Genomic DNA, 18,638 nt, shown 5'->3' with positions numbered 1-18,638 from the left:
CTTTGGTGACTCTTCAGGAGGAGATCGTCGGCGACAGGCAGGGCCCGACGGGCGGACTGTTCTCGACGAACGCCGGATGAAGCGATGAGTTGCGGGTGCCGGTGGGGTCTGAACTGATGACAACAGACCCCACCCGAAAGCGAGGGCACCCGTCATGGGCAAGCTCGTCTCCCAGATCTTCGTCAGCCTCGATGGCGTCTACCAGGGGCCGGGCGGCCCCCAGGAGGACCCCAGGGACGGTTTCGAGCAGGGCGGCTGGACCGTCCCGTTCAGCGACGAGGACTTCGGCCGGTTCGTCACCGAGGTCTTCGGCGGCGTCGACGCGTTCCTCCTCGGCCGCCGTACGTACGACATCTTCGCCGGGTACTGGCCGAAGATGACCGACCCGGCCGACCCCGTCGCCTCGAAGCTCAACGCCCTGCCGAAATACGTCGCCTCGTCGACCCTGACCGACCCTGCCTGGACCGGCACGACCGTGATCGGCGGAGACCTCGCCAAGGAGGTCGCCGCCCTCAAGGAGCGCACCGAAGGTGAGATCCAGGTGCATGGCAGCGGCGCCCTCCTACAGTCCCTGCTGGCCCTTGACCTCGTCGACACCGTCCACCTGCTGACCTTCCCGGTCGTGCTGGGCGCCGGCCGTCGCCTCTTCCCGGAGGGCTCCGTGCCGACCGCCTTCCGGCGCACCGGCGGACGCGTCACCTCGACGGGCGTCTCCATCCAGTCGTACGACTTCGCGGGCCGCCCGGAATACGGCTCCTTCGAGCTCCCGGAAAACGCCTAGCCGCAGGTCAACTGCCCCGGGACAGTGATCGATCCAGGTGCGGGCCGCCGGCGTCTCCACCCTCTCGAAGTAGGCCGGGAGAACCGTGGGGACGCCGGGCGGCGGGTTAACTCCCGGAAAACTCATCGGACTTGGCGGAAGAAAACGCTTGGCGTGTTCTTGACATGTCATGGTCTACGCGCGTCATCCTAGGTCCATGAGATTCCCCCCACGCACCACTCGCACGGGCGCCCTGGTCGCCCTCATGTCCGCCCTGCTCATCGGCGGCACCGCCGCGGTACCGGCCAACGCGGCGGCGACCGCAGTGGGCAGCGTCTGCTACAGCGCGCTGCCGTCGCAGGCGTACACCACGCTCCGCCTGATCGACTCGGGAGGACCCTTCCCGTACTCCCAGGACGGAATCGTCTTCCAGAACCGGGAAGGCGTCCTGCCCGCGCAGTCCACCGGCTACTACCACGAGTACACGGTCGTCACGCCCGGCGACTCGACGCGTGGCGCCCGGCGCATCGTCACCGGCAACAAGACCAACGAGGACTACTACACCGCGGACCACTACGTCACGTTCAGGCTGATCAACTACGGCTGCTGAACCGAGGGTGATCGGGTCCGTCGGGTCCGTCGTGCGTCCGGAGTCCGGTCCGTGTTCAGCCGGGCTTTCGGCTCTCGGCCGCGGCGAACAGCGCGAATGACAGTACGAGCAGGGCCACGCTCACGTAGATCTCGTAGCCGTCGAACACACCGAACCGCTGCACGAGGCCCCACCCCTGCGGCCAGCCGGTGATCGTGTGCAACAGGCCCAGAGCGCCCTGGACCAGGGCGAGGAAGCCGAGAATCTCCAGAAACTGCTTCATGAAGAAAATCCTCGCCCCGCGGACCTCCCAGTTCATCGGCCGCGGGGCGAGGCATGCCCGACCTAAGTGCAGACCGCGGAGTGCGGGTCGGTACCAAAGTCTGAAGAGGTACGACTTTGGTCGGTGATCCCGGCTGTGAGGAGGTGGGGGCGGGCGTGGCTGCGTAGATTTGTCGACCGTGAGTGGTGACAATCCGGCGCGTGCGCCACGAGATCTTTCCGTGTCGGGGGGCCTGGCCCTCGGCTCGGGCGCCGCGGTGTCCGGGGACCTGGGCCTCGGGTCGGGCACCGCCGCGGTGTCGGGGGACCTGGGCCTCGGGTCGGGCACCGCCGCGATGTCGGGGGAGCTGGGTGTCGCGGCGGTGTCGGCCGGTGCGCAGGCGTTGCCCGGGCGGCGGTGGCTGCTGCCGTCGGCCGTCGCCGCGGAGTTCGATCAGGTGCGGCGCGTCGACCGCAAGGGGCGTCCGCGGCGTACGGCGCGCGACTGGGTCGTGGACTTCACCTGCTTTCTGATCGCCGTCGGGGTCGGCCTCCTCGGCGCGGACGCCGCATCCGGCGACCCGAACATTCCGCACGCCCTGGCGGTCGTCGACCAATGGCTCGGTGCCTTCGCCTGCGCGGCCGTATGGCTCCGCCGACGCTGGCCGGTCGGGCTCGCCGTGGCGATGATCCCCGTCTGCTTCATCTCGAACACCGCCGGGGGCGCGGGTCTGGTCGCCCTCTTCACGGTCGCCGTGCACCGGCCCTTCAAGTACGGGGCCTGGATCGGCGGCATCTCCTCCGCGCTGAGCTTCGTCTTCTTCTGGCTGCGGCCCGACCCCGACCTGCCGTACGGCTGGATGGTCGCCCTCGGCGTGCTGCTCAACGTCGCCGTGATCGGCTGGGGCATGTTCGTGCGGTCCACGCGGCAGCTCATGCTCAGTCTGCGGGACCGGGCGCGGCGGGCCGAGACGGAGGCGGCGCTGCGGGCCGAGCAGGCGCAGCGGCTCGCGCGTGAGGACATCGCGCGCGAGATGCACGATGTGCTCGCGCATCGGCTCACGCTGCTGAGCGTGCACGCCGGCGCGCTGGAGTTCCGGCCGGACGCGCCCCGTGCGGAGGTCGCGCGGGCGGCCGGGGTGATCCGGGAGAGTGCGCACGAGGCCTTGCAGGATCTGCGGGAGATCATCGGGGTGCTGCGGGCGGGGGACTCCGAGGAAGCGGGGCGGCCGCAGCCGACGCTTGCCGCGCTCGACGGGCTGGTCTCCGAGTCCCGCTCGGCGGGCATGAAGGTTGTCCTCGACGGTCGCGTCAACGACCCGGCCGCCGTGCCCGCGTCCGTCGGTCGCACCGTGTACCGGATCGCCCAGGAGGGCCTGACGAACGCCCGTAAACACGCGCCGGGGGCGGAGGTGACGGTGTCCGTCTCGGGCGCTCCCGGGGACGGCCTCACCGTGGTCGTCCACAACCCGGCTCCGCCGGGGGCGGTTCCGCACGTTCCCGGGTCCGGGCAGGGGCTGATCGGGCTGACCGAGCGGGCGACGCTTGCGGGTGGGCGGCTTTCGCACGGGGGTGTGGGGGGGGGGGGGTTCGAGGTGCGGGCTTGGTTGCCGTGGGGTGGGTGAGTGTGTGCTGTCCGGTGCGGGTGCGTTTGCCGTCTGGTGGGTGGGTCGGGGGCGTGCCGGTACGTCCCGCCCGTCGCCGACGGATCAGACCTTGGGCAGGGGGTGGCGGGTCCGGTGACGCGGGCGTACGCGACGGGCATGTGGACGTACCGGCACGCCCCCTTCCGCCGTCGTTCGGCTGCGGGCCGTGGGGCAGCGGCAAGGCTTTTCGGCTCCGGCCCGGCGGGAGAGAGATCTTTCAGCCTGTCCGGCGTTTGAGGGTGAGGCCGTTCAGGGCGAACGGGGGTCTGGGGGCGGAGCCTCCAGGTACGGGATGGGTAGGGGCGGAGGGGGCGAGGAAACTGTGCGTCACCTCCCGCGGTGCGTCACTACGGTAGGGCCATGACTGCGATCCGACTGCTGCTCGTCGACGACGACCCTCTGGTGAGAGCCGGCCTGTCCTTCATGATGGGCGGCGCCGACGACATCGAGATCGTCGGAGAGGCCGCCGACGGCAGCGAGGTGGCGGCACTCGTCGACCGCACCCACCCGGACGTCGTCCTCATGGACATCCGGATGCCGAACGTCGACGGACTGACCGCCACCGAAGAACTGCGCGCACGCAAGGACGCCCCCCAGGTCGTCGTCCTCACCACCTTCCACGCCGACGACCAGGTACTGCGGGCGCTGCGCGCGGGAGCGGCCGGGTTCGTTCTCAAGGACACCCCGCCGACGGAGATCCTCGCGGCGGTACGACGCGTCGCGGCGGGCGACCCCGTGCTCTCGCCCACCGTCACCCGTCAGTTGATGGCCCACGCCGCCGGATCCAGCCACGACACCCGGCAATCCGGGGCCCGCACGAGGATCGCCACGCTGAACGACCGTGAGCGCGAGGTCGCCGTTGCTGTCGGGCAGGGCAGGGCGAACGCCGAGATCGCCACCGAGCTCTTCATGAGCGTCGCCACCGTCAAGACGCATGTCTCGCGCATCCTCGCCAAGCTCGGCCTCAACAACCGTGTGCAGATCGCCCTGTTGACGTATGACGCCGGACTGCTCGAAGAGGACGGGCGCTAGACGGGTACAAGTCGGGCACCAGTCAGGGGACTTGCGCGTTATGGAGGTGGAGGGGGAGGCACATGGCGGAAGTGATCGATCTGGGGGAGTACGGGGCGCGGTTCAGGGAGGATCCGCATCCCGTGTATGCCGAGTTGCGCGCGCTCGGGCCGGTACACCGGGTGCGGTTGCCGGTTCCCGATACCCACCACGAGACCTGGCTCGTCGTCGGATACGAGGAGGCGCGGGCGGCGCTCGCCGATCCGCGACTGGCCAAGGACGGGGAGAAGATCGGGGTCAGGTTCCTCGACGAGGAGCTGATCGGCAAGTATCTGCTGGTCGCGGACCCGCCGCAGCACACGCGACTGCGGGCGCTCATCGCGCGCGAGTTCACCATGCGCCGAGTGGAGACACTGCGGCCGCGCGTCCAGGAGATCACCGACGAGCTGCTCGAAGCGATGCTGCCGCTCGGGCGCGCCGACCTCGTGGAGTCGCTCGCGTATCCGCTGCCGCTCACCGTCATCTGTGAGCTGCTCGGCGTGCCCGAGATCGACCGGGCCGCGTTCCGCGCGCTGTCGAACGAGGCCGTCGCGCCCAGCAGTACGGCGCGCGAGTACGACGCCTTTGTCCAACTCGCCGCGTATCTGACCGACTTGATCGAGGACAAGAGGTGTTCCGCTCCGGCCGGCGACCTGCTCAGCAGTCTCATCCGCACGACCGCGGAGGACGGCGACCGGCTCTCGCCCCAGGAACTGCGCGGCATGGCCTTCGTGTTGCTCATCGCCGGACACGAGACGACCGTCAACCTCATATCGAGCGGCGTCCACGCACTGCTCACCCACCCCGGCCAACTCGCCGACCTGCGCGCCGACATGACGCTTCTGGACGGCGCAGTGGAGGAGACACTCCGCTATGAGGGTCCGGTGGAGAACGCGACGTTCCGGTACGCCGCCGAACCTCTCGACATCGGCGGCAGGGCCATCGATGCGGGCGACGCGGTGATGATCGGCCTCACCGCCGCCGACCGCGACGGGGTGCGGTATCCGGCGCCCGACCGCTTCGACATCCGGCGTGACGCCCGCGGTCACCTCGCCTTCGGGCACGGCCTCCACTACTGCCTGGGCGCGCCCCTCGCCCGCCTCGAAGCCCGCGTCGCCCTCCGCTCCCTGCTGGACCGCTGCCCGGACCTCGCCCTCGACGGCCCGCCCGGCGACTGGCTGCCCGGCATGCTGATGCGGGGCGTGCGCAGCCTGCCCGTGCGGTGGTGAGTGAGCAGCTTGCGGGGTTTCGATCCCGCGAGCCGGGGCCGGGGTGCCGAGCGAAGGAGCCCGGCCCTGAAGCCTCGCGCCCGGCCGTCAGTTCCGTACGCCCGAAGTGTCCGCGGTCAGTCCCGGCCGCCGGGAATCTCCGCCAGTCGGACCATGCGCCGCTCGTGTCGTGACAGTTCGCACGCCTCCGCGATGCGCAGGGCGTGCAGGGCCTCGCGGCCGTCGCACGGGTTGGTGCGTTCGCCGCGGACGACGTCGACGAAGGCGGCGAGCTCGGCCTCGTACGCGGGGGCGAAGCGCTCCAGGAAACCCGTCCACGGCTTGTCGGCGGCCGGCGGCCCGGCAGGCTCCGTGGACGCGATCGGCGTACGGTCGTCGAGGCCGACGGTGATCTGGTCCAGCTCGCCGGCGAGCTCCATGCGGACGTCGTAGCCCGCGCCGTTCAGGCGGGTCGCCGTCGCCGTGGCGAGGGTGCCGTCGTCGAGGGTGAGGACGGCGGCGGCTGTGTCGATGTCCCGCGCCTCGCGGAACATCGCGGGCCCGGCGTCCGACCCGGTCGCGTACACCTCCACGACCTCTCGGCCCGTGACCCAGCGCAGCATGTCGAAGTCGTGGATCAGGCAGTCCCGGTAGAGGCCGCCGGAGAGCGGGAGGTAGCCGGCCGGGGGCGGTGACTGGTCGGACGTCATCGCCCGGACCGTGTGCAGTCGCCCCAGCCGTCCGGAGCGCACCGCCTCGCGCGCGGCCGTGTAGCCGGCGTCGAAGCGGCGCTGGAAGCCGAGCTGGAGCACGGTTCCGGCCGCGTCGACCTCGGCGAGGGCGGCGAGTGTGCCGGGCAGGTCGAGAGCGATGGGCTTCTCGCAGAAGACCGGGAGTCCGGACCGCGCCGCGCGGCCGATCAGTTCGGCGTGGGCGGAGGTCGCCGCGGTGATGACCACGGCGTCCACGCCCCAGGTGAAGATCTCGTCCACGCTGGGCGCTGCCGTGGCACCGAGGCGGTCCGCGAGCTCCTGAGCCCGTGCGGTGTCCGCGTCCGTGACGATGAGAGAGCCGCCGACCTCGCGGTGGCGGCTCAGAGTGGTCGCGTGGAATGTCCCAATACGGCCCGCTCCGATGAGTCCGATGCGCATGGCTACAAAGTGAGGGTGGACCCGGCACCCTGTCAATGGTTTGTCCGGACAATCGAACTTCACAACTTCCCGTCAACATCTCCCGGAGCTACGCTCGGGGCCGTGCCCAAACCAGATGTGGACCCGACCGTGTCGCTCCAGCTCAGCGTCGACCGCAGCAGCCCGGTCCCGCTCTACTTCCAGCTGTCCCAGCAGTTGGAGGCCGCGATCGAGCACGGAACGCTGACCCCGGGCTCCCTCCTGGGCAATGAGATCGAGCTCGCCGGACGTCTCGGGCTGTCCCGGCCCACCGTCCGCCAGGCCATCCAGTCCCTCGTCGACAAGGGCCTGCTCGTGCGGCGCCGGGGCGTCGGCACCCAGGTCGTGCACAGTCAGGTCAAGCGCCCGCTGGAGCTCAGCAGCCTGTACGACGACCTGGAGGCGGCCGGGCAACGGCCCGCGACCCGGGTACTCGTCAACACCGTGGAGCCGGCGTCCGCCGAGGTCGCGGCCGCTCTGGCGGTGGCCGAGGGCAGCGACGTACACCGTGTCGAGCGGCTGCGGCTGGCCCACGGGGAGCCGATGGCGTACCTCTGCAACCACCTGCCACCGGGGCTGCTGAAGTTCGACTCCGCCCAGCTGGAGGCCACCGGCCTGTACCGGCTGATGCGTGCCACGGGTATCACCCTGCACAGCGCCCGCCAGTCCATCGGCGCCCGCGCGGCCACCGCGGAGGAGGCCGAGCGGCTCGGCGAGCCCACCGGAGCACCCCTGCTCACCATGCAGCGCACCACCTTCGACGACACCGGCCGCACGGTCGAGTTCGGGTCCCACACCTACCGGGCCTCCCGCTACTCCTTCGAGTTCCAGCTCCTCGTACGGCCCTGACGCGCGGCGGCTCCGCCGACAGTCCCTGCCTGAAGATCCTCACCGAGAAGGGCGTACGGCAGCGGCGGAAGTACGCCGCGCGCGGGACCCGCTGGTGGGGTGCATGATCCCCGTGACTGATACTTGGGCGTTTGGGTCGGTGAGATGCCGGCCCCCGGGATCCATGGGACGGCCCTCCGGGCCGGTCCGCGGGGCCCGCGGACCAAGCAGCACGGCAAGAAGGGCACGGCCTCGTGGCACGGACTCGGACCTGGGTAAGCATCGCGCTCGCAGGGGCGCTGGGGGTGTCCCTCGCGGGATGCAGCGCCACCGGCGGGAAGCGGGCCGAGGACGCCCGGGAGGCGGCGGCAGCCCAGGGCCGGGCCGCGGTGAACACTCCCGAGTGGACCTTCGCGATGATCACCCACTCGGGCGATGGCGACACCTTCTGGGACATCGTCCAGAGCGGCGCGAAGCAGGCCGCGATCAAGGACAACATCAACTTTCTGTACTCGCACGACGACGAGGCACAACAGCAGGCGCAGCTCGTGGACGCCGCGGTCGACAAGCAGGTCGACGGCATCATCGTCACGCTCGCCAAGCCCGACGCCATGAAGGCGGCGGTCGCCCGCGCCGAGAAGGCCGGCATCCCCGTGATCACCGTGAACTCGGGTTCCGAGGAGTCCAAGGCGTTCGGCGCGCTCACGCACATCGGCCAGGACGAGACGATCGCCGGTGAGGCCGTGGGCGACGAGCTGAACAAGCGGGGCAGGAAAAAGGCCCTGTGCATCCTGCACGAGCAGGGCAACGTCGGCCACGAGCAGCGCTGCGCGGGCATCAAGAAGACCTTCGACGGCACCGTGGAGAACCTCTACGTCACGGGCACGAGCATGCCCGACGTGCAGTCCTCCATCGGCGCCAAGCTCCAGGCCGACAACTCCATCGACACGGTCGTCACGCTCGGCGCCCCCTACGCGGACACCGCGGTCAAGGCCAAGGCGGACGCGGGCAGCAAGGCCGAGATCGACACCTTCGACCTGAACGCGAAGGTCGCGACGGAGCTCAAGGACGGCACGCTCGGCTTCGCCGTCGACCAGCAGCCCTACCTCCAGGGGTACGAGGCCGTGGACCTGCTCTGGCTCTACAAGTACAACGCCGACGAGCTCGGCGGCGGCGAGCCGGTCCTCACCGGACCGCAGATCATCACCAAGGACATGGCCGCCGCACTGGAGAAGTACACCGAGCGGGGCACCCGGTGACCGCCACAGCACCTGCGCCCGCGCCCCGTGCCAAGTCCGATGACCGCCTCCTCAAGACCTCGCCGCTGCGCAAGCTCCTGGGCCGGCCGGAACTCGGCTCGGTGGTCGGCGCGATCGCGGTCTTCCTCTTCTTCGCGATCTTCGCGGACAGCTTCGTACGGGCCGCCAGCCTCAGCACGGTCCTGTACGCCTCCTCGACCATCGGCATCATGGCCGTACCCGTCGCGCTGCTGATGATCGGCGGCGAGTTCGACCTGTCCGCGGGCGTCATGGTGACGTCCTCCGCGCTGATCTCCTCGATGTTCAGCTACCAGATGACCGCCAACGTCTGGGTCGGCGTCCTGGTCTCGCTGGTCGTCACACTGGCGATCGGCGTCTTCAACGGCGTCATGCTGACCCGCACCGACCCGCCCAGCTTCATCATCACGCTCGGCACCTTCCTGATGCTGACCGGCATGAACCTCGGCTTCACCAAGCTGATCAGCGGCACGGTCTCGACCAAGTCGATCTCCGACATGCAGGGCTTCTCCTCCGCCAGGGCCGTCTTCGCCTCGACGCTCACCATCGGCGGCGTCGACTTCAAGATCACCATCCTGTGGTGGCTGGGCCTGATCGTCGTCGCCACCTGGATCCTGCTGCGCACCCGCATCGGCAACTGGATCTTCGCCGTCGGCGGTGGCGAGGAAGCGGCCCGCGCGGTCGGCGTGCCGGTCGACAAAACAAAAATCGGCCTCTACATGGGCGTCGCCTTCGGCGCCTGGATCTCCGGCCAGCACCTGCTGTTCTCGTTCGACGTAGTGCAGTCCGGCGAGGGTGTCGGCAACGAACTGACGTACATCATCGCGGCCGTCATCGGCGGCTGTCTGATCACCGGCGGCTACGGCTCCGCGGTCGGCGCGGCGGTCGGCGCCCTGATCTTCGGCATGGTCAGCAAGGGCATCGTGTTCACCGAGTGGAACCCGGACTGGTTCAAGTTCTTCCTGGGAGTGATGTTGCTCCTGGCGACCCTGCTCAACCACTGGGTCCGCAAGCGCGCGGAGGCGACGAAATGACGACGGACGCGAAGATGACGAAGGACGCGGCCGCCCCGGAAGGTGCGGCACTCGTCGAGCTCGACGACGTCAGTAAGTACTACGGCAACATCCGCGCCCTCGAAGGCGTCTCACTGGAAGTCCACGCAGGCGAGATCTCCTGCGTCCTCGGCGACAACGGCGCGGGCAAGTCGACCCTCATCAAGATCATCGCGGGTCTGCACCAGCACGACGCGGGCACCCTGCGCATCGAGGGCGAGGAGACCCGCCTGTCGTCCCCGCGCGATGCCCTGGACCGCGGTATCGCCACGGTCTACCAGGACCTCGCCGTCGTCCCCCTGATGCCGGTCTGGCGGAACTTCTTCCTCGGCTCCGAGCCGTCCAGGGGCGTCGCCCCCTTCAAGCGCATGGACATCGAGTTCATGCGCCGGACCACCCACGCGGAACTCCTGCGTATGGGCATCGACCTCCGCGACGTCGACCAGCCCATCGGCACCCTCTCCGGCGGTGAACGCCAGTGCGTGGCGATCGCCCGCGCCGTCCACTTCGGCGCCAAGGTCCTCGTCCTCGACGAGCCCACCGCCGCCCTCGGCGTCAAGCAGTCCGGTGTGGTCCTCAAATATGTGGCCGCAGCACGGGATGCCGGGCTGGGCGTTGTCTTGATCACCCACAACCCGCATCACGCATACCTGGTGGGCGACCGCTTCGTGCTGTTGAAGAGGGGCACGATGTCCGGCAGCCATCTGCGCGACGAGATCACCCTGGACGAGCTGACCCGCCAGATGGCGGGCGGGAGTGAGCTGGACGACCTGCGTCACGAGCTGGAACGGGCGACGTGAGGAGGGCGCCCCGCAGGGGAGCGGGGCTGTGACATGCGCGGCCCCGCGCGGGGCGCGACCAGCCACAGCGAGCCCGCGGTGTACGCACCGGCCCGAAGCGCCCCTGCGGATCCCCCAAGCCCCTGCGTATTACGCACCGGCCCGAAGCCTCTGCGGATCCCCCAAGCCCCTGCGTATTACGGACCGGCCCGGCGCACCGCCGGTCTCCCACCGTGCAGGCCAGCGCGTGCGTAGGGCAGAATCGGCACGATGAGCACCTACCGCGACCTCGCACACCGCGGCTCCGCGCGGGCCACCGTCCTGCGGACCGTGGGCACACGCGAGCGCCGTTCCCACCTGACTGCCCCCCGCGTCCCCACCGTCGGCATCGACATCGGCGGCACGAAGGTGATGGCGGGTGTCGTCGACGCCGACGGCAACATCCTGGAGAAGATCCGCGCCGAGACGCCGGACAAGTCCAAGAGCCCCAGGGTCGTCGAGGACACCATCGTCGAACTGGTCCTGGACCTCTCCGACCGGCACGACGTCCACGCGGTCGGCATCGGCGCGGCCGGCTGGGTCGACGCCGACCGCAACCGCATCCTGTTCGCCCCGCACCTGTCGTGGCGCAACGAGCCCCTCCGGGACCGCATCTCCAGCCGTCTCGCCGTCCCCGTCCTGGTCGACAACGACGCCAACGCCGCCGCCTGGGCCGAGTGGCGCTTCGGCGCGGGCCGCGGCGAGGACCACCTCGTCATGATCACGCTGGGCACCGGCATCGGCGGCTCGATACTGGAGGACGGCCAGGTCAAGCGCGGCAAGTTCGGCGTGGCGGGCGAGTTCGGCCATATGCAGGTCGTGCCCGGCGGCCACCGCTGCCCGTGCGGCAACCGCGGCTGCTGGGAGCAGTACAGCTCGGGCAACGCGCTGGTTCGCGAGGCCCGCGAACTCGCCGCCGCCGACTCCCCGGTGGCGTACGGCCTCATCGAGCGGGTCAAGGGCAGCATCCCCGACATCACCGGCCCGCTGATCACCGAACTGGCCCGCGAGGGCGACGCCATGTGTGTCGAGCTGCTCCAGGACATCGGACAGTGGCTGGGCGTCGGCATCGCCAACCTGGCGGCGGCCCTGGACCCCTCCTGCTTCGTGATCGGCGGCGGTGTCAGCGCGGCCGACGACCTGCTGATCGTCCCCGCGCGGGACGCGTTCCGCAGGCACCTCACCGGCCGCGGCTACCGTCCCGAGGCCCGCATCGCCCGCGCCCAGCTCGGTCCCGAGGCCGGCATGGTCGGCGCCGCCGACCTCGCCCGGCTCGTCGCCCGCCGCTTCCGCCGCGCCAACCGCCGCCGGGTGGAGCGCTACGAGCGGTACGAGCGCTTCGTGGAGTCCCGCCGTACGTCCCAGGAGTCGCTGTGACGGCCTCGCTGCCGCGCCAGGCGTCCCCGCCGGACGAGCCCGAACGGCCGCCGGAGAACCCGCGCCGCAAGTTCCGCCGCCGCGCGATCACCCTGCTGATCATCGGGCTGCTCATCGGCGTCCCGGCCGGGTATCTGGTGATCTCCGCCAACCAGAGCCGCAACGCCGGTAAGGAGAAGGAGGACAAGTACTCGGCGACCGGCCTCACCGCGGGCTGGCCGTCACGCGTCCAGCGCCGCGTCTACCAGGTGACCATCCCGGGGGGCGCGACCGACATCGCCTACTACGAGACGAACAACTGGAAGACGAGCCGCCTGTACGTCCAGTTCGGCACCGACAGCGCGGGCCTGGACAGGTTCCTGGGCTACGTCGGCACCAGCCGCGCCGCCCTGCAGAAGGACGACTTCACCATCAGCGCCCACGACCAGCAGGTCGTCGGCTGGAAGTTCACCGGCACCGGCCCCTGGTCGGGCCTCGTCCACACGCAGAAGAACCCGGCACCCACCCAGGACATCGTCGTGAACCTGTCCAACCCCGAGCGCCCCATGGTGTACCTGGTCTCGCGCACCACTCCCTGACAGGTGCCGCTGCCTGCCGGCGTCGCCGCCGAGGCCGATTGTCAGAGCCCGCCCGTACAGTCGAAGACAACTGATCGGACTCACGGGCTGGAGGTGACCGGGCGTATGGGGGACAGGATGGATGCGGTGGCCGAGAGGGCGGTACCGGTGCGCCTCGCCGCGGTCTTCCTGCCCGCGCCGCTGCCGCGTGAGGGGCGGATCGCCTTCTGGGATCCGGACGCCGAGCCGCTGCCGCCCGAGGGACCCGCCGACGAACGGGGACCGTCTTTCGGCGAGAGCGTCGAGCGAGGCCCGTCCTCCGGTGAGCGTGTTGAGCGGGGACCGTCCACGGAGCCGACCGAGCTGACGGTGGTACGGCGGCACGGTTCCGGAGTCCGCAGAGGCACCGTCCCCGCCGTGTGCCTGCCGATCGACGAGGCCCTGCCGCTGCTGGCCGGGGCGCGTCGCGACCCCGCCGCGCATCCCGCCACGGCCTGCTGGGGCGCGGCCGCGCTGCACGCGCTGCGGCTCGTCGCACGCGGGAGGCTGCTGCCTGGCCTGACCGCAGACGGTTTCGACGCCTGGCGCGCGGGCCCGCTGGACCCGGACGACATCGCGCACCTGAGGGCGGTCGCCGCGGCCCTGCCGTACGAAGGACACGCCGTCCCCCTCCCCGGCAAGGGCCCGCTCCGGCTGCCGGAACCGGAAGCGCTGATGCGGTCCTTCCTGGACGCCGTCGCCGACACACTGCCGCGCACCCCAGCCGCGCGGTTCACCTCAGGCAAACCCTTCGCCGCGATCGCGCCGCAGCGGCTGCCCGGCGCCCATGACTGGGCCGCGGAGGTCGCCGCGGGCATGGACGCGGGCGTGCGGATCTCGCTCCGCCTGGACCTGTCGGCCTACCAGCTCTTCGACGACGGCGAGGGAGCGCGCCGCGCGGGTGCGGCCGTCGTGCAGGTGCACAGCCTCGCCGACCCCACCCTCGTCGTCGACGCCGCCGCGCTGTGGTCGGGCGACGCCGACGCGACGTTCGGTCCCCGCGCGCGCGTGGACGCCGCCCTGGCCGTCCGTCGCGCGGCCCGTGTCTGGCCGCCCCTGGACCGGCTGTCCGAGCAGGACGTGCCCGACGTACTCGCGCTCTCCGAAGAGGAGTTGTCCGACCTGCTCGGCATCGCGGCGAACCGGCTCGGTGCGGCCGGAGTTGCCGTGCACTGGCCCCGGGACCTCGCCCACGACCTGAGCGCGGCGGCGGTGGTGCGCCCGGCGCCCGGGTCGGCCACGGACGGCACCGGGTTCTTCGAGAGCGAGGAACTGCTCCAGTTCCGCTGGCAGTTGGCGCTCGGCGGTGACCCGCTCACCGAAGCCGAGATGGACACCCTGGCCGAGGCCCACCGTCCCGTCGTACGGCTGCGTGACCAGTGGGTGCTCGTCGACCCGGCCCTCGTCCGCAAGGCCCGCAAACGCGAACTGGGCCTGCTCGACCCGGTCGACGCGCTCTCCGTCGCGCTCAGCGGCAGCGCCGAGATCGACGGCGAGACCGTCGAGGCGGTGCCGGTCGGCGCACTGGCCGCGCTGCGCGACCGGCTGACGGCGGGCGTGACCCCCGTCGAGCCACCACCCGGTCTCCAGGCCAAGCTCCGGGACTACCAACTCCGCGGGCTCGCCTGGCTGGACCTCATGACCTCCCTCGGTCTCGGCGGCTGCCTTGCCGACGACATGGGGCTCGGCAAGACCGTCACCCTCATCGCACTGCACCTGCGCCGGGCCCGCCGCGAACCGACCCTGGTCGTCTGCCCGGCCTCACTGCTGGGCAACTGGCAGCGGGAGATCACCCGTTTTGCGCCCGGTGTCCCCGTCCGCCGCTTCCACGGACCCGACCGCACCCTGGAAGACCTCGACGGCGGCTTCGTCCTCACCACCTACGGCACGATGCGGTCGGCCGCGGCGCACCTCGCCCAGCAGACCTGGGGCATGGTCGTCGCCGACGAGGCACAGCACGTCAAGAACCCTTACTCGGCGACGGCGAAGGCGCTCCGGACGATCCCGGCCCCCGCGCGCGTGGCGCTGACCGGCACCCCTGTGGAGAACAACCTCTCCGAACTCTGGGCCCTGCTCGACTGGACCACCCCAGGTCTGCTCGGCCCCCTCAAGTCCTTCCGCGCCCGGCACGCGCGCGCCGTGGAGAACGGCGAGGACGAGGAGGCGGTGCACCGCCTGGCCCGGCTGATCCGCCCGTTCCTGCTCCGCCGCAAGAAGTCGGACCCCGGAATCGTCCCCGAACTCCCGCCCAAGACGGAGACGGACCACCCGGTCCCGCTGACCCGCGAACAGGCCTCCCTGTACGAGGCGGTGGTCCGCGAGTCCCTGCTCGCCATCGAGACCGCCGACGGCATCGCCCGACGAGGTCTGGTCCTGAAACTCCTCACCTCCCTCAAGCAGATCTGCAACCACCCGGCGCTCTACCTGAAGGAGGACGCTCGGGCGGCCGGCCACGGGCCCTCCGCCCGGTCCGGCAAACTCGCCCTGCTCGACGAGCTGTTGGACACGCTGCTCGCCGAGGACGGCTCGGCACTCGTCTTCACGCAGTACGTCGGCATGGCGCGTCTCATCACCGCACACCTCGCCGCGCGCGCGGTCCCCGTGGAGCTCCTCCACGGCGGAACCGCGATCCCCGAGCGCGAGCACATGGTGGACCGTTTCCAGAGCGGTTCGACCCCGGTCCTGGTGCTCTCCCTCAAGGCCGCCGGCACCGGCCTGAACCTCACCCGGGCGGGCCACGTCGTCCACTTCGACCGTTGGTGGAACCCGGCCGTCGAGGAACAGGCCACCGACCGCGCCTACCGCATCGGTCAGACCCAGCCCGTCCAGGTCCACCGCCTCATCACCGAAGGCACCGTGGAGGACCGCATCGCCGAGATGCTCGAAGCGAAGCGGGCCCTCGCGGACGCGATCCTCGGATCCGGCGAGGCGTCCCTCACCGAGCTGACCGACCGCGACCTGTCGGACCTGGTGTCCCTTCGGAGGTCCGCGTGAACGACGGCGTGGAGGAGACCCCTCCGGTGACCGAGGGTTCGGGCACCGACCAGTCATGCCCTGCGTCGGGGACGCGCCCCGCTGATGTGGCCCGTCGGGCGCTGCGGGCCGCGCGGGAGCGCGAGGCCAGGGGAGACGAGGGGGCTGACGACTCAGCCCAGTCAGCCCAGTCAGCCCAGTCGGATCAGTCCGATCAGTCGGCTGAGCAGGTCGCTGCCGACGCGCCTCTCCAGAGGGCGTCCTCCCCGGGCGCGCGACCGGGTGACGTGGCACGCGAGGCGCTGCGACGGGCGGCCGCGGAGAGGTCCGCCTCCGGTACCGGAGCGGTTCAGGGTGCCCGCGCCGGTGCGGTTGAGGTGTCCGGCGCTGCCGTGGCCCCCAGCCAGGCGCGGTCTCCTGCCAAGACCGGGACACCGGTCGAGGTGTCGGCCGGGACACCGGTCGAGGCGGAGGTCGAGACGGAGGCCGAGACGTCGGGTATCCCGACGGGCAGTCCCGCCGCAGGGGGCTCGCGCCCGGGGGACATCGCGCGCGAGGCGTTGCGCGCCGCGCGGGGTGAGGCGAGGCAGGCGCGCACGGACGCCGGAACCAAGCGGGGAACGGACCCCGGAAACAGGGGGGTTGAGGCGGGACGCCGGTCCACCGACCCGACGCGCGCCGCTTCCGGGGCCCGGCCGAACACCCGGAGCCAGAACCGGCGAACCCAGCCTCAAGACGTACGCGATCTGCTCGCCGCAGCCTTCCACCTGCCCTCCGACCCAGCACCACGCGACGCGGCCGACCCCTCCGCCCCCGCTGACGCCGGGACTGCGGGACGTCGGCCTGCACGCACGGACGACCGGCTCGACGGGGCCTCAAGTGCGGGCCCGGCGCGGCGCGGAGGCGATGGCGAGGCAGTTCCGGGCTCGGGCTCGGTGCAGGCCGGAGTCGCGAGCGCGGCCGACTCGTCCGCTCTCGCGGAGGCTGGGGCAGCGGGACGGCGGTCGGCACTCGTGGACGATCGATCCGAGGGGGCCTCAGGTGTGGGCCCGGCGCGGCTTGGGGGCGATGGCGAGGCAGTTCCGGGCTCGGGCTCGGTGCAGGCCGGGGACACGTCCGGGGCGTCCAGGGATGCGTATTCCGCGCGCGCTGCTGCCGCGGGTGAGTCGATCCAGGACTTGCGGGCTCCACGGTCTGAAGACTCGCGCGACACGGCCTCGGATTCGCCTTGGGCGCAGCCCGAGGGGGTAGTGGTGGAGGTCCGGGGCGCGCACCCCGGGCCCGCACGCGAGGCGACCCCGGACTCGCACCCCGCCACCCAGCCGGATTCCGCAGCCGTCGCCTCCCCGGAGGCCACGCCCTCGCGCGCAGCGCCCCAGACCCCGCGCGCCGCGCACCCCATGCCCGCAGAGCAGCCTGCGACCGTGGCCGCCCGGCTCCCGCGTTCCATGGGATCCCCTGGGCGCGACGGTGAGTTGCGCCGCACGTTCGAGGCCTTTCCGGCGCGGGCGTCAGGGGATGACGGCTTCGCGGAGACGTGGTGGGGAAACGCGTGGGTGAGGGCGTTGGAGGAGGGGGCGCTCGATGCGGCGCGGCTCGCTCGGGGGCGGGCGTATGCCGGGCGCGGGCACGTGGACGCGGTCACCGTCACACCGGGGCTGGTGCTCGCGTACGTGCACGGGAGCCGTCCGCGGCCCTATCGCGTGCAGGTCGCCCTGGGGACATTGTCCGACGCCGACTGGGACCGATTCCTCGACACGGTCGCCGAGCGGCCCGGGGACATCGCCGCGCTGCTCGACAAGGAGATGCCCAAGTCGCTCGCCGAGTGCGGGGTCGCCCTGCTCCCCGGCCCCGGCGAGCTCGAACCGCACTGCAGCTGCCCCGACTTCGGGCACCCCTGCAAGCACGCGGCCGCCCTCTGCTACCAAACCGCACGGCTGCTGGACGAAGACCCCTTCGTGCTCCTCCTCCTGCGCGGCCGAGGCGAACGCGAACTGCTCGACGCGCTGTCCCGCCGCAACGCGACCCGGATCGCCCGCGCCGCCCAGGACCAGGAACCGGCCCCCGTCCCCGGCATCCGCGCCCGCGACGCCCTCGCGCGGCGTGTACTTCCACCCCTCCCGGCACCGCTCCCACCGCCCACGCACCCCGAGCAGCCACCGACCTATCCGGACGCGCCGGGCGGCCCGGACCCGTTCGCGCTGGACCAGTTGGCCACCGACGCCGCCGCCCGCGCGCACGCGCTGCTCACCGCGGGCCGCGATCCGGTCGCGGGGCTGACGCTCTGGCAGGACGCGGTGCGCCTCGCCGCCGCCCGGCCCGGTTCCGGCCTCACCGCCGCGACCCGCACCCTGTACGCCTCGCTCGCCGCTGCCGCGGGACGCACCCGGGCCGACCTCGCCCGTGCGGTCGCCGCCTGGCGGCAGGGCGGTTTCGAAGGGCTCGCCGTCCTCGAAGAGCCCTGGGACCCACCGGCGGGCCGCTTCGACCGGGCCCGCCCGCTGCTCCTCGCCGCCGACCTCCCCGCCTTCCGCCCCTGGCGCAACCACCTCACCCACCCCCGAGGCCACGCCCAACTCCGCCTCGGCCACAGCGGCCTCTGGTACGCCTACGAATCCGAACCGGGCCAGGACGACTGGTGGCCCCGTGGCACCCCCGACCTCGACCCGGTGGGCGCGCTCACGGGCCTCGGCGCATCGGGCGACCTCTGACACGGGCGTCGGCGCTCGCCCGCCGTCCGCTGCCGACCAGTTGATGCTCCGGAACACCGACTGCCCGGAATTCTCGACGAGTTGGGCCACCGGCTCGTACCCTGGCGCTCATGTGCCTCAGTGACCACCGCCCCGCCCCGCGGTCCTGCGCGTGTTCGTCGCGCGGTTGTTGTTGCTGATCCTCACCACGGACACGGTCCGTGCCTTGGCCGTCGCGGTCCCGCTGCCGACGCCGTAACCCCTCTTGTAGTTCAGGCGCCCCCTGGGGTGCCGTCCCCTCGCACGCCCACGGCGCGGCGCACCCCACCGTGCCCCGCGCGTTC

Annotated in this window: 15 protein-coding genes; 13 read left to right on the top strand and 2 right to left on the bottom strand. The window is 71.6% G+C overall.

Annotation, left to right across the window (positions count from 1 at the left end; translation table 11 throughout):
- Positions 1–154 precede the first annotated feature (154 nt).
- The gene (locus tag ACIPC1_RS20460; RefSeq protein ID WP_402518850.1) at positions 155–781 is read left to right on the top strand and encodes a dihydrofolate reductase family protein; all 627 of its coding nucleotides are present in this window, start codon (positions 155–157) and stop codon (positions 779–781) included.
- A 196-nt stretch (positions 782–977) separates the two neighbouring features.
- Entirely contained in the window at positions 978–1,370 is a 393-nt protein-coding gene (locus ACIPC1_RS20455; protein WP_402518849.1) for a ribonuclease domain-containing protein, read from the top strand.
- 55 nt (positions 1,371–1,425) lie between these two features.
- Here the strand turns inward: ACIPC1_RS20455 and ACIPC1_RS20450 are convergent, their stop codons facing one another.
- Positions 1,426–1,632 carry a hypothetical protein gene (locus ACIPC1_RS20450; protein WP_384383291.1) on the bottom strand — a complete coding sequence of 69 codons (207 nt, stop codon included), beginning with the start codon at positions 1,630–1,632 and terminating at the stop codon, positions 1,426–1,428.
- A gap of 334 nt (positions 1,633–1,966) precedes the next feature.
- Here ACIPC1_RS20450 and ACIPC1_RS20445 point away from each other — a divergent pair, with 334 nt between their 5' ends.
- The 3 genes from ACIPC1_RS20445 (at position 1,967) to ACIPC1_RS20435 (ending at position 5,535) form a co-directional block, all read left to right on the top strand.
- Positions 1,967–3,235: a sensor histidine kinase gene (locus tag ACIPC1_RS20445; RefSeq protein ID WP_402519509.1), complete on the top strand. Its 1,269-nt coding sequence runs from the start codon at positions 1,967–1,969 to the stop codon at positions 3,233–3,235.
- A gap of 381 nt (positions 3,236–3,616) precedes the next feature.
- A complete protein-coding gene (locus ACIPC1_RS20440) occupies positions 3,617–4,288 on the top strand; it encodes a response regulator (protein ID WP_402518848.1) in 672 nt (223 codons plus the stop codon).
- Between the two features lie 62 nt (positions 4,289–4,350).
- Positions 4,351–5,535 (top strand): cytochrome P450, encoded by a 1,185-nt coding sequence (locus tag ACIPC1_RS20435; protein WP_402518846.1) that lies wholly within the window; start codon positions 4,351–4,353, stop codon positions 5,533–5,535.
- Positions 5,536–5,651: 116 nt separating this feature from the next.
- Here the strand turns inward: ACIPC1_RS20435 and ACIPC1_RS20430 are convergent, their stop codons facing one another.
- Positions 5,652–6,665, bottom strand: coding sequence for a Gfo/Idh/MocA family oxidoreductase (locus tag ACIPC1_RS20430; RefSeq protein WP_402518845.1), 1,014 nt, complete (start codon positions 6,663–6,665; stop codon positions 5,652–5,654).
- A 129-nt stretch (positions 6,666–6,794) separates the two neighbouring features.
- On the opposite strand from ACIPC1_RS20430, the gene ACIPC1_RS20425 reads away from it, so the two are divergent.
- The 8 genes from ACIPC1_RS20425 to ACIPC1_RS20390 all read left to right on the top strand — a co-directional run bounded on the left by ACIPC1_RS20425 (position 6,795) and on the right by ACIPC1_RS20390 (position 18,315).
- Positions 6,795–7,532, top strand: a complete 738-nt coding sequence (locus ACIPC1_RS20425; RefSeq protein WP_402519506.1) for a GntR family transcriptional regulator — start codon at positions 6,795–6,797, stop codon at positions 7,530–7,532.
- Between the two features lie 233 nt (positions 7,533–7,765).
- Complete coding sequence (locus ACIPC1_RS20420) at positions 7,766–8,770, top strand: sugar ABC transporter substrate-binding protein (protein WP_402518844.1); 1,005 nt, start codon at positions 7,766–7,768, stop codon at positions 8,768–8,770.
- Complete coding sequence (locus ACIPC1_RS20415; protein WP_402518843.1) at positions 8,767–9,822, top strand: ABC transporter permease; 1,056 nt, start codon at positions 8,767–8,769, stop codon at positions 9,820–9,822. Before ACIPC1_RS20420 ends, ACIPC1_RS20415 begins: the two co-directional genes overlap by 4 nt.
- A complete protein-coding gene (locus ACIPC1_RS20410; protein ID WP_402518841.1) occupies positions 9,819–10,640 on the top strand; it encodes an ATP-binding cassette domain-containing protein in 822 nt (273 codons plus the stop codon). The genes ACIPC1_RS20415 and ACIPC1_RS20410 overlap by 4 nt, the downstream gene beginning before the upstream one ends.
- A 249-nt stretch (positions 10,641–10,889) precedes the next feature.
- On the top strand, positions 10,890–12,035 hold the full coding sequence (locus ACIPC1_RS20405) for an ROK family glucokinase (RefSeq protein WP_384383303.1): 1,146 nt from the start codon (positions 10,890–10,892) through the stop codon (positions 12,033–12,035).
- The gene (locus ACIPC1_RS20400) at positions 12,032–12,613 is read left to right on the top strand and encodes a sugar kinase (protein ID WP_402518840.1); all 582 of its coding nucleotides are present in this window, start codon (positions 12,032–12,034) and stop codon (positions 12,611–12,613) included. The genes ACIPC1_RS20405 and ACIPC1_RS20400 overlap by 4 nt, the downstream gene beginning before the upstream one ends.
- A 105-nt stretch (positions 12,614–12,718) precedes the next feature.
- Complete coding sequence (locus ACIPC1_RS20395; RefSeq protein WP_402518839.1) at positions 12,719–15,625, top strand: SNF2-related protein; 2,907 nt, start codon at positions 12,719–12,721, stop codon at positions 15,623–15,625.
- Between the two features lie 8 nt (positions 15,626–15,633).
- Positions 15,634–18,315, top strand: a complete 2,682-nt coding sequence (locus tag ACIPC1_RS20390) for an SWIM zinc finger family protein (RefSeq protein WP_402519503.1) — start codon at positions 15,634–15,636, stop codon at positions 18,313–18,315.
- Positions 18,316–18,638 lie beyond the last annotated feature (323 nt).

The sequence above is a fragment of the Streptomyces sp. NPDC087263 genome (assembly GCF_044744645.1).
Taxonomy (GTDB): Bacteria; Actinomycetota; Actinomycetes; order Streptomycetales; family Streptomycetaceae; genus Streptomyces.
Note: the sequence above shows the minus strand (reverse complement) of the source record. Positions and strands in the feature narration are given on the sequence as shown.

Excerpts from the sequence above, each read along its gene's own strand:
- ACIPC1_RS20445 (WP_402519509.1), top strand. The coding sequence starts at position 1,967 with ATGTCGGGGGAGCTGGGTGTCGCGGCGGTGTCGGCCGGTGCGCAGGCG.
- ACIPC1_RS20455 (WP_402518849.1), top strand. The coding sequence starts at position 978 with ATGAGATTCCCCCCACGCACCACTCGCACGGGCGCCCTGGTCGCCCTC.
- ACIPC1_RS20430 (WP_402518845.1), bottom strand. The coding sequence starts at position 6,665 with ATGCGCATCGGACTCATCGGAGCGGGCCGTATTGGGACATTCCACGCG.
- ACIPC1_RS20450 (WP_384383291.1), bottom strand. The coding sequence starts at position 1,632 with ATGAAGCAGTTTCTGGAGATTCTCGGCTTCCTCGCCCTGGTCCAGGGC.
- ACIPC1_RS20460 (WP_402518850.1), top strand. The coding sequence starts at position 155 with ATGGGCAAGCTCGTCTCCCAGATCTTCGTCAGCCTCGATGGCGTCTAC.
- ACIPC1_RS20435 (WP_402518846.1), top strand. The coding sequence starts at position 4,351 with ATGGCGGAAGTGATCGATCTGGGGGAGTACGGGGCGCGGTTCAGGGAG.
- ACIPC1_RS20440 (WP_402518848.1), top strand. The coding sequence starts at position 3,617 with ATGACTGCGATCCGACTGCTGCTCGTCGACGACGACCCTCTGGTGAGA.
- ACIPC1_RS20395 (WP_402518839.1), top strand. The coding sequence starts at position 12,719 with ATGGGGGACAGGATGGATGCGGTGGCCGAGAGGGCGGTACCGGTGCGC.
- ACIPC1_RS20410 (WP_402518841.1), top strand. The coding sequence starts at position 9,819 with ATGACGACGGACGCGAAGATGACGAAGGACGCGGCCGCCCCGGAAGGT.
- ACIPC1_RS20405 (WP_384383303.1), top strand. The coding sequence starts at position 10,890 with ATGAGCACCTACCGCGACCTCGCACACCGCGGCTCCGCGCGGGCCACC.